Consider the following 14804-nt stretch of genomic DNA (forward strand, 5'->3'; position numbering starts at 1 on the left):
TTGGCTTATGTACCCGTACCCAAGGACTTAACAAAAGTCAAAACAAAGGTCATGTTCAATCTGACCAAGAGGCAGCTTATCTGCTTTACGGGCGGAGCGCTTATTGGCGTACCGCTTTTCTTTTTGCTCAGAAAACCTACCGGAAACAGTGTAGCGGCTATGTGTATGATGCTGGTTATGCTGCCCTTCTTTATGCTGGCTATGTACGAAAAGCATGGACAGCCCCTGGAAAAGATCGTGGGCAACATTCTCAAAGTAGCTGTGATCCGTCCCAAGCAGCGACCTTACCAGACCAACAACTTTTATGCCGTATTAAAGCGGCAGGAAATGCTCGATAAGGAGGTGTATGACATTGTTCACCGCAATAAAAAAATGGCTGCATCGGATGTTCGGAAAAACCGAGGAAAAAACTGTGCAGCCGGTAAAGACAAAGAAAAAGCTGTCTCGCGCCGATAAGAAGCAGATCGAAGCGGCCATTGCCCGCGCTAACCGCACGGACAAAAAAGGAAAATCTGCGCAGGACAGTATCCCTTATGAATGGATGTGGCCGGACGGAATCTGCCGCGTATCGGACAGCCACTACACAAAGACCATCCAGTTTCAGGACATCAACTATCAGCTCTCCCAAAACGAAGATAAGACGGCAATTTTTGAGGGGTGGTGTGATTTCCTCAATTATTTTGACAGCTCGATTCATTTCCAGCTGTCTTTTTTGAACCTTGCGGCATCGGAGGAGACCTTTGCTAACTCCATTTCCATCCCGCCCCAGAGGGACGCCTTTGACAGTATCCGCGAGGAATACACCACAATGCTGCAAAATCAGCTGGCCAGAGGTAACAACGGTCTCATCAAGACCAAATATCTGACCTTTGGTATCGACGCGGACAGCATCAAAGCCGCCAAGCCCCGTCTGGAGCGTATTGAGACAGATATACTTAATAACTTCAAGCGTCTTGGTGTAGCTGCCAGAACGCTGGACGGTAAAGAAAGGCTTTTTCAGCTTCATGCGGTATTCCACATGGATGAACAACTCCCGTTTCAGTTTGAATGGGACTGGCTGGCTCCTTCCGGTCTGTCCACAAAGGATTTTATTGCACCAAGCTCCTTTGAGTTCCGCACCGGCAAGCAGTTCCGTATGGGCAAGAAATACGGGGCTGTTTCTTTTTTGCAGATTCTCGCACCGGAGCTGAATGACCGTCTGTTGGCTGATTTTCTGGATATGGAAAGTTCGCTCATTGTGAGTATGCACATTCAGTCGGTGGATCAGGTGAAAGCCATCAAAACGGTAAAGCGAAAGATTACCGACCTGGACCGCAGCAAGATCGAGGAACAGAAAAAAGCAGTCCGTGCCGGATACGACATGGACATCATTCCATCTGACCTTGCTACCTACGGCAGTGAAGCGAAAAAACTCTTGCAGGATTTGCAGAGCCGCAACGAGAGGATGTTCCTTTTGACCTTTCTGGTGCTGAACACAGCGGACAATCCCCGTCAGCTTAGCAACAACATCTTTCAGGGAGGCTCTATTGCCCAGAAGTATAACTGTCAGCTGACCAGGCTGGACTTCCAGCAGGAAGAAGGGCTGATGAGTTGTCTGCCTCTGGGTCTCAATCAGATCGAGATCCAGCGAGGACTGACCACCAGTTCCACAGCTATCTTTGTGCCCTTTACTACGCAGGAACTGTTCCAGAACGGGAAAGAAGCCCTGTACTACGGCATCAATGCTCTGTCCAACAACCTCATCATGGTGGACAGAAAGCTGCTGAAAAACCCTAACGGCCTGATTCTGGGTACGCCGGGTTCCGGTAAGTCCTTCAGCGCAAAACGAGAAATTGCCAACTGCTTTTTGCTTACCAGCGATGATGTCATTATCTGTGACCCGGAAGCGGAGTACGCACCTCTTGTTGAGCGTCTGCATGGGCAGGTCATCAAGATCTCACCTACTTCAACCAACTATATCAATCCGATGGATCTGAATCTGGACTATTCGGATGATGAAAGCCCGCTGTCACTCAAGTCTGACTTTATCCTCAGCTTGTGTGAGCTGATCGTGGGCGGTAAGGAGGGCTTGCAGCCGGTGCAGAAAACCATTATTGACCGTTGTGTACGGTTGGTTTACAACGAATATCTCAATGACCCGAAGCCGGAGAATATGCCGATTTTGGAGGACCTTTATAACCTGTTGCGGGAGCAGGAAGAAAAAGAAGCTCAGTACATTGCAACGGCATTGGAAATCTATGTAACGGGTTCTTTGAATGTGTTCAATCATCAGAGCAATGTGGACATTGATAACCGGATTGTCTGCTACGACATCAAGGAACTGGGCAAGCAGCTTAAAAAAATCGGTATGCTGGTGGTACAGGATCAGGTGTGGAACCGCGTTACCATCAACCGTGCCGCTCACAAGTCTACCCGCTACTACATCGACGAGATGCACCTGCTTTTGAAGGAGGAACAGACCGCTGCTTATACGGTAGAAATTTGGAAGCGATTCAGAAAATGGGGCGGCATCCCCACCGGAATCACGCAGAACGTCAAAGATCTGCTTTCCAGCCGCGAGGTGGAAAATATCTTTGAAAATTCCGACTTCGTGTATATGCTCAACCAGGCAGGCGGAGACCGTCAGATCCTCGCCAAGCAACTGGGGATTTCCACGCACCAGCTTAGCTATGTGACCCACTCCGGTGAGGGCGAGGGCCTGCTGTTCTATGGCTCCACGATCCTGCCGTTTGTAGATCACTTCCCGAAGAACACCGAACTTTACCGCATTATGACTACCAAACCCCAGGAACTGAAAAAGAAGGAGGATGAATGATGATGAACCCCAACATTTTGAATAAAAATCCGCTGATGTTTTTTGACAGGGCGGTAAATGCCCAGCGCAGCCAGCTGCTTACAGTCATGGCCGATGCGGTAAGTGAGTGCCGCACGGCGGCAGATCAGGCAGCCAAACTGAATGAGACCGGTCAGGTGGGGCTGCTCCGTCTGGCAGAGGTCTGGAGTGCCATCCGTGCTAAGGAAGGTATGGGTGGTCTGGTTCTGGAAGGAACCGAAGCGAAGATCCTGTCCGATGTGGTGGCACAGTTTTATGCCTACCTGTCCGGCTGTATGTTCAACGATCCGGTGGGAATGGCCATTTATGCAGAGCTGCACTACATGATGTCCTCCCTCATGCTGGGAGAATGGTTTGAATAAGGAACCGCGCCTGCGCTTTACTGATGAGGAACGGTCTGACCCTGCACTGGAAAAGCCAATCCGTAAAGCGGAGAAAGCTGCGGCCAGAGCAGATAAGGCGCAGGCCAATATTCCAAAGAAAAAGGTCAGGCAGACGGTCATTGACCCGGATACCGGAAAAAAGACCTCGAAGCTGACCTTTGAGGACAAGAAAAAGCCACCTTCCAAAGTTTCTCAGGGAGTCAGGGAAGCTCCCGTCCATCTGGTCGCAGGCAAGCTCCACAAAGAGATCCGGGAAACAGAGCAGGACAATGTGGGCGTGGAAAGCGCCCACAAGTCCGAGGAAGCGGTGGAGACCGGCGCTTATCTGGTGCGGGAGGGCTATCGCAGCCACAAGCTGAAGCCGTACCGCAAAGCAGCCCAGGCAGAGCGTCAACTGGAAAAGGCAAATGTAAATGTTCTGTACCAGAAATCTTTGCAGGAAAATCCCCAGTTTGCCAGCAACCCTCTTTCCCGCTGGCAGCAAAAGCAGGCCATCAAAAAGCAGTATGCCGCCGCCAAACACGCCGGTCAGACTGCCGGAAATACCGCCCAGGCTGCATCCAAAACCGGAAAAGCCGCAAGGACGGTAAAAGAAAAGGTACAGCAGGCAGGGGCATTCGTCATGCGCCACAAGAAGGGTTTCCTGATGGCAGGGGTTTTGTTTCTCATTACCTGTATGCTGATGAATACCATGTCCTCCTGTTCCATGATGGCGCAGAGCATCGGTTCCGTTCTCTCCGGCACCACCTATCCGTCGGATGACCCGGAAATGCTGGCAGTGGAGGCAGATTATGCAGCCAGAGAAGCCCAGTTGCAGGAGGAAATCGACAACATTGAAAGCAGTCACCCAGGGTATGACGAGTATCGCTATGACCTTGGTATGATCGGCCATGACCCTCATGAGCTGGCAGCATTTCTGTCTGCCGTCTTGCAAGGCTACACCCGGCAGAGCGCTCAGGCAGAGCTGGCGCGTGTGTTTGCAGCACAGTATCAGCTGACGCTTACTGAGGAAGTGGAGATTCGCTACCGCACGGAGACCTCAACCGACCCGGAGACCGGCGAGACCACCTCAGAAGAAGTTCCCTATGAGTATTACATTTTGAATGTGAAACTCGCCAGCAAGCCCATTTCCGCTGTGGCGTCGGAGCTTCTGACCCCGGAGCAGATGGAAATGTATCAGGTTTACCGGCAGACCATGGGCAATAAACCGCTGTTGTTTGGCGGCGGTTCCCCTGACATGAGCAATTCTGAGGACTTGACCGGCGTACAGTTCATAAATGGAACTCGCCCCGGCAATCCTCAGCTAGTGGAACTGGCCAAGCGTCAGGTGGGCAATGTGGGCGGTTATCCCTACTGGAGCTGGTACGGCTTTGACTCCCGTGTGGAATGGTGCGCCTGCTTCGTATCCTGGTGCTATAACCAGGCAGGAAAAAATGAACCGCGCTTTGCAGGCTGTGAGTGGCAGGGCGTTCCGTGGTTCCAGTCTCATGGACAGTGGGGCGCAAGAGGCTATAACAATCTGGCTCCCGGAGATGCAATTTTCTTTGACTGGGATTTGGATGGGACAGCAGACCATGTAGGTATCGTGATCGGTACGGATGGCAGCCGTGTTTATACCGTGGAGGGAAATTCCGGCGATGCCTGCAAGATCAAAAGTTATGACCTGAATTATCAAAGCATTAAGGGCTACGGCCTGATGAACTGGTAACAGAGATTTTTAAGAAGGAGTGATAGACGATGGCAAAGAACAAAATTGAGCGCATTGACCAGGAGATTACAAAGGTCCGCGAGAAGATCGCAGAGTATCAGGAAAAGCTCAAGGCGCTGGAAGCACAGAAAACCGAGGCAGAGAATCTGGAAATCGTTCAGATGGTTCGTGCGTTACGCATGACTCCAGCACAGCTGAACGCTATGCTTTCCGGTGGAATGAACCACGGCAGAGATACAGCACTGTCGGAATCAAATAATCAGGAGGTTACCGCTTATGAAGAATAAAAGAATTTGCAAAACACTTTCCGCCCTTTGCCTGACAATGGTTGTGGCATTTGGCTTTACGATCCCTGCTTTCGCACAGGGGTCAGAACAGGCTCCGGCGGCACCGGCAGAGGATTCTACCAATGACAGCAATGTGATTGTGGAAGAAACAGAACCGGCACCGGCACTTACACCGGAGGGGAATGCGGCATTGGTGGATGATTTTGGAGGCAATAAGCAGCTTATTACTGTTACGACCAAAGCTGGAAATTACTTTTACATCCTGATTGATAGGGCGAATGAGGACAAGGAGACTGCTGTTCACTTTCTGAATCAGGTGGACGATGCAGACCTTGCGGCGCTGATGGAAGATGGAAAACCCAAAGAGGAGATGCCTGCGGTATGCAGCTGTTCAACAAAATGTGAAGCAGGGGCAGTCAATACGGCCTGCCCGGTCTGCGCAACTGATAAGAGTAAATGTACGGGCAAAGCACCGGAACCTCCGGCAGAAACATCGGAGCCGGAAAAAGAGAAGCCTGCCGGATTGAACCCGGCTGCGCTGGTCCTTTTGCTGGCTCTGCTGGGAGGCGGTGGCGTATTTGCCTACTTGAAGCTCGTTAAGAACAAGCCTAAGACCAAGGGCAATGACAGTCTGGACGATTATGATTATGGAGAGGAAGATTCTGAGGAATGGGAAACCGAGGATGAGGAGTCGGACGAGCCGGACGCTGACGGGGGCAGCACAGAAGAAGATGATGAGGACAGTGTGAAATGACCCGTTTCACAGACAGTCCCTATGAACGCATGATGACACGCAGGCCGGAGGGCGGGAAGGAAACTTCCCGTCCTCCTTCTTTACCCCACAGCCACCCCTGCTATGGTTGCGGGAATTATGGAAGACCCTGCGTAGGTATCTGTCACCGGGAAATGTCCCGATGGCTCAAAGAGAGGAGGAACCATCATGGCTCAACATAAATTGGTAATTGCCGAAAAACCATCAGTTGCCCAGAGTTTGAACTGCACCCCATTTGTTAGACAGTATGGTATACTATCTAACAAATGGGGTGTTTTGCTATGCCAAAGGGAGTACCGAACAAACGATACACAGCGGAATTCAAGAAGCTGGTGATCGAAACCATGCAGGAAGAGAAATTGAGTTACAGCGAAACCTGCCGACGATTTGATGTAAACAGCAGAGATCAGATCAAATCATGGGAGCGAATCTGCCTGGAGGAAGGTCCGGAAGGCTTTGCCGTTGAACGGCGCGGCCGCAGCAGTAAGGATCGTCCGCCAAAGCGGCTGCCGAAGGAGGTAACGGAAGATCTGCTGGCAGAGGTTCAGCGGCTGCGTGCGGAGGTAGACTACCTAAAAAATTTGCAAGCCTTGGTTTTGGAAGACGAGCGACGCCAGCACAAAAAACGCTGGTAGTTCAAAAGCTAAGGCAAAAACACGCACTCAGTATACTGCTCTCAATCGCTCAACTGCCCCGTGCAACTTTCTACTATCATTTGAAGCAGATGCAGAGAGAAGACAAATATGCATCTGTTAAAGAAGAAATCGCAGCAATTTACCACGAAAACAGGGGCCGGTACGGCTATCGCCGGATCACGGCAGAACTTCGCAAGCGTAAATTCTCTGTGAACCACAAGACTGTCCAGCGGCTCATGAAGAAGCTGGGCTTAGTTTGTCGTGTCAGGATGAAAAAATATCGTTCTTACAAGGGAGAAGTAGGCAAAGTTGCACCAAATTTGTTAAATCGGGATTTTCATGCCGAAAAGCCGAATCAGAAATGGGTCACGGATGTGACGGAGTTTAGCCTGTTCGGAGAAAAGCTCTATCTGTCCCCGATTCTCGATTTGCACAGCAACGATCTGGTCAGCTATACCATATCGGATCGTCCTGTGCTCAACATGGTGACGACCATGCTGAACGAGGCATTTGCAAAAATTCCGGACGGAACAAACCTCATTCTCCATTCTGATCAGGGCTGGCAGTACCAACATAAACAGTATCAACGGATGCTCCGAGAGAAAGGCATCCGGCAGAGTATGAGCCGCAAGGGGAACTGTTTGGACAATGCTGTGATAGAAAATTTCTTTGGGCTGCTCAAAAGTGAGCTGCTATATCTGCAAGAATTTCAGTCCATGGAGCACTTCAAACAGGAACTCGTTGAATATCTGGATTACTACAACAACCGCAGAATCAAGGCAAAGCTAAAGGGCTTGCCGCCTGCAATTCACAGACAGCAAGCCCTTTCGGCTGCTTGAACAATTTTTACTTCAAAATATTGTCTAACTTTTTGGGGTCACTTCAGTTTGGCGGCGGTGATCGGCGCAACCGTCCGTAAGGACGGGTATCTGGAGGGCGACGGCTGGCGTGTCAGCTGGTGCGTGGGCCACCTGGCCGGTCTTGCGGATGCAGACAGCTATGACCCAAAGTATGCCAAGTGGCGATATGATGATCTGCCTATCCTGCCGGAACATTGGCAGATGGTGGTAGGAAAAGATAAGAAAAAGCAGTTTGATATTCTCAAAAAGCTGATGAATGCCCCGGATGTGACGGAAGTGGTAAATGCCTGTGATGCCGGACGCGAGGGCGAGATGATCTTCCGTAGCGTCTATGAGCTGGCAGGTTGCAAGAAGCCGATGAAAAGGCTCTGGATTTCTTCGATGGAAGACTCCGCCATAAGGGAAGGCTTTGCAAACCTGCGCCCCGGTGCGGACTATGACGGACTTCGAGATGCTGCCCTCTGCCGTGCCAAGGCCGACTGGCTGGTGGGGATCAATGCGACAAGGCTTTTTTCCGTGCTGTATCACCGTACCCTCAACATCGGGCGCGTGATGTCCCCAACACTGGCGCTCATTGTCCAGCGAGAAGCTGAGATCGACACCTTTAAGCCGATTCCCTTTTATACCGTGGAGCTGGAGCTGCCCGGTCTTACCGTATCCGGGGAGCGCATGGCGAATAAGGCCGCTGCCGAGCAGCTGAAAGAAGCCTGTCAGGGTGCAAATGTCACAATCAAAAAGGTGGAGTGCAAGGAAAAGTCCGAAAAGCCGCCTGCCCTCTATGACCTGACTACCCTGCAAAGAGATGCCAACCGCCTGCTTGGATTTACAGCCCAGCAGACCCTGGACTATCTACAAAGCCTGTATGAAAAGAAGCTCTGCACCTATCCCCGTACTGACAGCCGCTATCTGACCGGTGATATGGCAGACATCCTGCCGGTGCTGGTGAACCTGGTTGCCAACGCCATGCCGTTTTGCAAAGAAATCGCCATTACCTGTGATCCGCATACGGTAATCAACGATAAGAAAGTAACCGACCATCACGCAGTAATCCCTACCAGAAATCTCAAGGATGCAGACCTTTCTGCCCTTCCTGCGGGAGAAAAAGCGGTGCTGGAGTTGGTGGCCCTGCGTCTGATGTGCGCCGTAGCCCAGCCCCATATCTATTCGGAAACTGTTGTGATTGCAGCGTGTGCCGGTGGGGAGTTTACCACAAAAGGAAAAACGGTGAAGCATCCCGGATGGAAAGCACTGGAGGACGCTTACCGTGCCAAAATGAAGGATGCAGAGCCGAAAAAAGAGAGCGCAGAGAAAGCTCTGCCGGATCTGACCGAAGGACAGACCCTTTCGGTTGCTGCGGCAATCGTCAAAGAAGGCAAAAGCAGTCCGCCTCAGCACTTTACGGAGGATACCTTGTTGTCCGCAATGGAGACTGCCGGAAAAGAGAATATGCCGGAGGACGCCGAGCGAAAAGGTCTGGGGACACCGGCCACCCGTGCCGGTATTTTGGAAAAGCTGGTATCTGCCGGTTTTCTGGAAAGAAAAAAGAGCAGGAAAACGGTGCAGCTTCTCCCTTCCCACGATGCAGTTTCCCTGATCACAGTGCTGCCGGAACAACTGCAATCGCCGCTTCTGACTGCCGAGTGGGAGTATCGCCTGGGCGAGATCGAGCGCGGGCAGCTTGCCCCAGAGGAGTTTCTGGACGGGATCAGCACCATGCTGAAAGATCTGGTGGGGACTTATCAGGTCATCAAGGGAACTGAGTACCTGTTCACTCCGCCCCGTGAGGTGGTGGGCAAATGCCCTCGCTGCGGCGGTGAAGTTGCAGAACTGCAAAAAGGCTTCTTCTGTCAGAATGATTCTTGCAAATTTGCAATCTGGAAAAACAACAAATGGTGGGCTGCCAAGAAAAAACAGCCGACCAAGGCTGTGGTGTCTGCGCTGCTGAACGATGGCCGTGTCCGTGTGACGGGGTTATATTCGGAGAAAACCGGCAAGACCTACGATGCCACTGTGGTTTTGGAGGACGATGGACAGTATGCCAACTTCAAGCTGGAATTTGACCGGCGGAAAGGAGGCAGCCGATGAAGCTCTCTTTAGTGGAACGGGAAACCATTCTCCTCTATAACCAGGCAGAACCAATGGCTGAGGTCTACACTCACGATCCCCGTCTGATGGAGAAGCTGGAACTGCTGGCAAAAAAGCACCCCGACCAGATTACCCGAAAGGACGCCCATAACTTTACCGTTCCTAAGCGGTGTGTATCAGTCCGGGAGCCATACAGCGCCGAGCGTCGCAAAGCTGCCAGTGAGCGTGCGAAAGCCGCCGGATACCAGCCCCCTGTGAAAAAGTCCGGCAGTTAAAGGCACATGGCAGAGAATGTATTTGAAGCGGTCAAGCAGTCGGTCAGCACCAGAGAAGCGGCAGAGTTTTACGGGATAAAAGTCAGTCGAACTGGCATGGCCTGCTGTCCCTTTCACGATGATAAGAACCCCAGCATGAAGGTAGACCAGCGGTTCCACTGCTTTGGCTGTGGTGCAGATGGGGATGTGATCGACTTTACCGCAAAGCTCTTTAACCTCTCCCCAAAAGAAGCGGCAGAGAAACTGGCACAGGACTTTGGCCTGATCTATGATAGTCAGGCCCCGCCCCGCAGGAGATATGTCCGGCAAAAAACCGAGGCACAGAAGTTTCGGGAAGATCGACAGCGCTGCTATCGTGTACTGTCTGATTACTACTATCTGCTGAAAAAATGGGAAGCCGACCGTTCTCCCAGGACACCGGAGGAAGAACCGCACCCCCGCTTTGTGGAAGCAATCCAGAAGAAACCCTATGTAGAGTACCTGCTGGACCTTTTTCTTTATGAAAGTGAAGAAGAAAAAAGGCATGGATTGCAGAACACACAGCAGAAATCACACACTTGGAAAGGAGATTGAAAATCATGGCTGAGAATAAACCCACCAATCGAGAACGGCTAAGGGAAATCACAGATGGTATCGAGCAGGGTATCAAAGAACTGTTTGAAAGCGAAAAGTATATGCGTTATCTGTCCGTCATGTCCCGCTTCCACCGCTATTCGGTAAACAACACCATGCTCATCTATATGCAGAAGCCGGACGCCACATTGGTAGCCGGATACAATAAGTGGAAAGACCAGTTTGAGCGTCATGTAAAAAAGGGCGAGCATGGCATTACCATCATCGCTCCCACACCGTATAAGAAGAAAATCGAGGAGCAGAAGCTGGACCCAGATACCAAGGCTCCGATTCTGGATAAAGACGGAAAGATCGTCACAGAGGAAAAAGAAATCGAGATTCCCATGTTTCGTCCGGTCAAGGTCTTTGATGTGAGTCAGACCGACGGGAAACCTTTGCCGGAGCTTGCATCATCCCTTTCCGGCAATGTGCCAAATTATGAGGCATTCATGGAGGCCCTGCGCCGCAGCGCACCGGTGCCGATTACTTTTGAAGCAATGGCTGCTGATACGGACGGCTATTTTTCTGCCGATCATCAGAAAATTGCCATTCGCCAAGGCATGAGCGAGGTGCAGACGGTTTCGGCCACGGTTCATGAGATTGCCCACAGCAAGCTCCATGACCCTAAAAAATATGAAATGCTACCGTCATGGAAGGTTGTGCAGGAGAGTGAAGGTGGAACCAAGCATGATTTCAAGTTGGATTTTGCCACAGAAAAAGAAGCCGAACAGTTTGCTTCTGATATGGATTGGCGTTATGTGGACGAAAATCAGTTTGAATGGCGTCTTGCAGTTGAGGAAGATGCAACCGCAGAAAAACAGGCAATCAAAAACCGTCACACGGAAGAAGTGGAGGCTGAAAGCATCTCCTATGCAGTCTGCAAATATTTTGGCATCGAGACAGGAGAAAACAGCTTTGGCTATATTGCAAGCTGGAGCCAGGGCAAAGAGCTGAAAGAGCTGAGAGCCAGTTTGGAGACCATCAACAAAACCTCCGGCACTTTGATCTCCGACATTGAGCACCACTATAAGGAAATCTGCAAAGAGCGCGGAATCGACCCTCATGCAAAGGTAGAGCCGGAACCCGCCCCGATAGAGCAGCCAGAAGATGCCGCTAAGGTATCTGATAGACAGCAGACCGGCGATCTGACCTACTATGTAGCAGAGTGCATGGAATTTCCAAACCTCGGAGAATACCACGATAACCTGTCTTTGGAGGAAGCAATCCGCATTTATCAGGAGATTCCGGCAGAACGAATGAACGGGATCAAGGGCATTGGTTTTGAGCTGAAAGACGGAAGCGACTATGAAGGACCTTTTCCGATTTTGACCGGCCAGACCATTGACCTGGACAGCATCCAGGCAATCGACTATTACCGTGATAATCCTCTGGTGCAAAAAGCGGTAAAGGAACTGGCTGCGGCAATGCCGGAAATGGAAGTGCTGGGGGCGGACGCCAACCAGCAGGAGGCTTTGTTTCTGATTGACGATGCCACCTATCTTCATATCCAATCCTGTGACAGCGGCTGGGACTATACCCTTTACGATGCCGCGTCCATGAAAGAGCTGGATGGTGGTCAGCTGGATATGCCGGAGATTTCCCGCATGAAGGCAGTTCTCCAGATTTGTGATGACAACGATTTGGGCAGAGACTCGGTAAAATACGCACCGTTGTCCATGATTGAGACCTTGCAGGAAGCTGCCTACCAGCAGATGCAGGCAGAGGCCAGTCAGATGGCTGCTTCTTCCCAGCTGCCGGAAGCACAGGAGCAGGCACTGGATGAATACCCCATGCCGGATGAGCAGGTCTCCACACCAGATATGCAGGAATACGGCTACTCCTATGATGGGATGCTCCCTGTTACCAGAGAACGGGCGCTGGAACTGGATGCCGCCGGTTTGACCGTCTATGTGCTGCATGAGGACAATACGGAGAGCATGGTGTTTGACCCGCAGGAAATCATGGATCATGGCGGTCTTTTTGGCGTGGACCGTGAGGAATGGGAGAAAAGCCCTCAGTTCCACGAAAAGGTCATGGAGCGTCAGGAACATCAGCAGGAACGCGAACAGGCATTTCTATCCCAGAACAGAGATTGCTTTGCCATCTATCAGGTGAGCCGTGACGATCCGCAGAATGTGCGCTTTATGAATCTGGATTGGTTAAAGTCACATGACATTTCCATAGACCGCAGCAATTATGACCTCATTTACACAGCTCCTCTGAGGGAGTCTAGCACGGTACCGGAGCAGCTAGAAAAACTATATGAGCAGTTTAATCTGCAAAAGCCGGCGGATTTTCACAGTCCTTCTATGAGTGTTAGTGACATCGTTGCGATCAAGCAGGACGGTAAGGTATCCTGTCATTACTGTGACAGTGTTGGTTTTACCCAGATCCCCGGATTCCTGCCGGAAAATCCGCTGAAAAATGCGGAGATGGCCGTGGAGGACGATTACGGCATGATCGACGGTATCATCAACAATGGCGCAAAAGAGCCTACGGTGGCAGAGCTGGAACAGCAGGCCCGCAGCGGTCAGCCCATTTCCCTGATGGATCTGGCTGCCGCTGCCCATCGGGAGGAACGGGAAAAGAAAAAGTCCGTCATGGAGCAGCTGAAAAGCCAGCCCAAGGCAGAACACAAAAAGACAGCGCCCAAAAAGAGTGCGGAAAGGGAGATTTGATATGGGAAACTTTACTTTTGAGGAAATGAACCTGATGTGCATTTACAATACCGGTAGCCGCACCGGACTGATCGACAGCCTGCGTGAGATGCGCGGCGAGCTGGCCCCGGAGGAAACCGAGCTGCGGGAGTTGACAGACAGCGCACTGGGCAAGCTCCAGGCCATGAGTGATGCCGAGCTTGCCGAGCTGGAGTTGTATCCGGATTTTGACCAGTAAACACTATAATCGCAGGGATGGGGTGGCAATATGCCACCCCACCTTTTTACCCCAAAACTGAAAGGAGGACAGAACACTATGCCAACCAAAGCTGAACTATATGCACAGATGGCGGAGAAGGTAACAACGCAGCTCACGGGGAGCTGGCAGGAATGGGCAGGGTTTCTCACCACTGCTTCCCGACTTTACAAGTACCCGTTCCATGAGCAGTTGATGATCTACGCCCAGCGTCCGGACGCCACCGCCTGTGCAGAGTACGATTTGTGGAATGAAAAGATGGGCCGGTATGTAAGGCGCGGCTCCAAGGGAATTGCTCTGGTGGACGATTCCGGGGACAGGCCCCGCCTGCGCTATGTTTTTGATATTTCCGACACCGGAACCCGTGAACATTCCCGCACTCCCTGGCTGTGGCAGCTGGAGGAGAGCCATTTGGATTCGGTGCAGGCCATGCTTGAGCGCACCTATGATGTTTCCGGTGATGACCTTGCCGGACAGCTCACCGAGGTAGCCGGAAAACTGGCTGAGGAATACTGGACGGAGCATCAGCAGGACTTCTTCTATATCGTTGACGGTTCCTTTTTGGAGGAATATGATGAGTTTAACATCGGAGTACAGTTCAAGGCAGCAGCCACCGTCAGTATCACTTACGCTTTGATGTCCCGCTGTGGACTGGAGCCGGAACGCTACTTCGACCACGAAGATTTCATGGCGATCTTTGATTTCAATACTCCGGCAACCATCGGAGCGCTGGGAACAGCGGTCAGCCAGATCAACCAGCAGGTGCTGCGGCAGATCGGCGTTACCGTCCGAAATGCAGAGCGCGAAGCCAACCAAGAAAGGAGCAAACAAGATGAACAATCCCATGACCTATATCCAGAACGGAGACTATCTGATTCCCGACCTGAAGCTGAGCCAGCAGCCGGAGAAACCCTTGGGCAAGTACGGAAGGATGAGGAAAACCTACCTGAAGGAACACCGTCCCATCCTCTACAACCAGATGCTGCTGAGCGAGAAGCTGTACCCGCACCTTCTGGAGATCGACGAGACCGCCCAGAGCAGACTGGAGCAGATGATGCCCCAGCTGGCGAAGGAAGCGGGAGCCACCGAGGACCTGAAAGCCAGCGATCCCATGAAGTGGGTGGGGCTGATGAACACCTGCAAAGCTCAGGCCGAGGAGATCCTGATGGCGGAGCTTATCAACAGCTGACTCTAAACCTGTTCCTCTCCGAAGCGGAACAGATCCAATCCATAGATGAAGCAGAGAATGTAGCGCATACATCCTCTGCTTTTTCTTTTACCCAAAATGACATCGACCATGTGCTGCGTTTGGGCGGCAATACAGATCGTCAAAGGGAGCGTGTGGTTGCAGCCTTTGAAAAGCAGAAAACCACCGCTGAGATTGCCGAGATACTGAAAACGCTGTACCACGGCGGCAATGGCCTTGGCAGTGTGAGCGCAT

16 protein-coding genes are annotated in these 14804 nt (G+C 51.6%); 15 read left to right on the plus strand and 1 reads right to left on the minus strand.

The genetic code is table 11. The features are described 5' to 3' along the window. From PG722_RS10840 to PG722_RS10905, 14 genes are all read left to right on the plus strand, one after another. Positions 1-456: a PrgI family protein gene (locus tag PG722_RS10840; protein WP_117920647.1), complete on the plus strand. Its 456-nt coding sequence runs from the start codon at positions 1-3 to the stop codon at positions 454-456. Beyond that, the gene (locus tag PG722_RS10845; RefSeq protein WP_270580539.1) at positions 413-2815 is read left to right on the plus strand and encodes a VirB4-like conjugal transfer ATPase, CD1110 family; all 2403 of its coding nucleotides are present in this window, start codon (positions 413-415) and stop codon (positions 2813-2815) included. Before PG722_RS10840 ends, PG722_RS10845 begins: the two co-directional genes overlap by 44 nt. Beyond that, complete coding sequence (locus PG722_RS10850) at positions 2815-3195, plus strand: DUF3851 domain-containing protein (protein WP_432764161.1); 381 nt, start codon at positions 2815-2817, stop codon at positions 3193-3195. The genes PG722_RS10845 and PG722_RS10850 overlap by 1 nt, the downstream gene beginning before the upstream one ends. Beyond that, positions 3188-4924, plus strand: a complete 1737-nt coding sequence (locus PG722_RS10855; protein ID WP_118734877.1) for a C40 family peptidase — start codon at positions 3188-3190, stop codon at positions 4922-4924. Before PG722_RS10850 ends, PG722_RS10855 begins: the two co-directional genes overlap by 8 nt. 29 nt (positions 4925-4953) lie before the next feature. Then, complete coding sequence (locus PG722_RS10860) at positions 4954-5211, plus strand: DUF4315 family protein (RefSeq protein WP_270580540.1); 258 nt, start codon at positions 4954-4956, stop codon at positions 5209-5211. After that, on the plus strand, positions 5201-5965 hold the full coding sequence (locus tag PG722_RS10865; RefSeq protein WP_118374274.1) for a DUF4366 domain-containing protein: 765 nt from the start codon (positions 5201-5203) through the stop codon (positions 5963-5965). Before PG722_RS10860 ends, PG722_RS10865 begins: the two co-directional genes overlap by 11 nt. Then, complete coding sequence (locus tag PG722_RS10870) at positions 5962-6165, plus strand: hypothetical protein (protein ID WP_009003368.1); 204 nt, start codon at positions 5962-5964, stop codon at positions 6163-6165. The genes PG722_RS10865 and PG722_RS10870 overlap by 4 nt, the downstream gene beginning before the upstream one ends. Positions 6166-6315: 150 nt before the next feature. Continuing rightward, a complete protein-coding gene (locus tag PG722_RS10875; protein WP_330674687.1) occupies positions 6316-6618 on the plus strand; it encodes a helix-turn-helix domain-containing protein in 303 nt (100 codons plus the stop codon). Next, positions 6612-7457, plus strand: a complete 846-nt coding sequence (locus tag PG722_RS10880; RefSeq protein ID WP_270580557.1) for an IS3 family transposase — start codon at positions 6612-6614, stop codon at positions 7455-7457. Before PG722_RS10875 ends, PG722_RS10880 begins: the two co-directional genes overlap by 7 nt. 3 nt (positions 7458-7460) lie before the next feature. Continuing rightward, the gene (locus PG722_RS10885; RefSeq protein ID WP_270580558.1) at positions 7461-9563 is read left to right on the plus strand and encodes a type IA DNA topoisomerase; all 2103 of its coding nucleotides are present in this window, start codon (positions 7461-7463) and stop codon (positions 9561-9563) included. Further along, positions 9560-9838, plus strand: coding sequence for a hypothetical protein (locus PG722_RS10890; protein ID WP_004798047.1), 279 nt, complete (start codon positions 9560-9562; stop codon positions 9836-9838). Before PG722_RS10885 ends, PG722_RS10890 begins: the two co-directional genes overlap by 4 nt. A 6-nt stretch (positions 9839-9844) precedes the next feature. Beyond that, entirely contained in the window at positions 9845-10411 is a 567-nt protein-coding gene (locus tag PG722_RS10895; RefSeq protein WP_270580542.1) for a CHC2 zinc finger domain-containing protein, read from the plus strand. 101 nt (positions 10412-10512) lie between these two features. Continuing rightward, positions 10513-13128 (plus strand): YodL domain-containing protein, encoded by a 2616-nt coding sequence (locus tag PG722_RS10900; protein ID WP_330674688.1) that lies wholly within the window; start codon positions 10513-10515, stop codon positions 13126-13128. A 1-nt stretch (position 13129) separates the two neighbouring features. Then, positions 13130-13345, plus strand: a complete 216-nt coding sequence (locus tag PG722_RS10905) for a transposon-transfer assisting family protein (protein ID WP_270580543.1) — start codon at positions 13130-13132, stop codon at positions 13343-13345. A 96-nt stretch (positions 13346-13441) separates the two neighbouring features. Here the strand turns inward: PG722_RS10905 and PG722_RS10910 are convergent, their stop codons facing one another. Next, the gene (locus PG722_RS10910) at positions 13442-14209 is read right to left on the minus strand and encodes a hypothetical protein (protein ID WP_243023057.1); all 768 of its coding nucleotides are present in this window, start codon (positions 14207-14209) and stop codon (positions 13442-13444) included. Here PG722_RS10910 and PG722_RS10915 point away from each other — a divergent pair. Next, positions 14196-14552: a TnpV protein gene (locus PG722_RS10915; RefSeq protein WP_009003371.1), complete on the plus strand. Its 357-nt coding sequence runs from the start codon at positions 14196-14198 to the stop codon at positions 14550-14552. The genes PG722_RS10910 and PG722_RS10915 overlap by 14 nt on opposite strands. The last annotated feature ends 252 nt before the right edge of the window (positions 14553-14804 follow it).

Source organism: Butyricicoccus sp. OF27-2pH9A (assembly GCF_027693185.1).
Classification (GTDB): domain Bacteria; phylum Bacillota; class Clostridia; order Oscillospirales; family Butyricicoccaceae; genus Agathobaculum; species Agathobaculum butyriciproducens.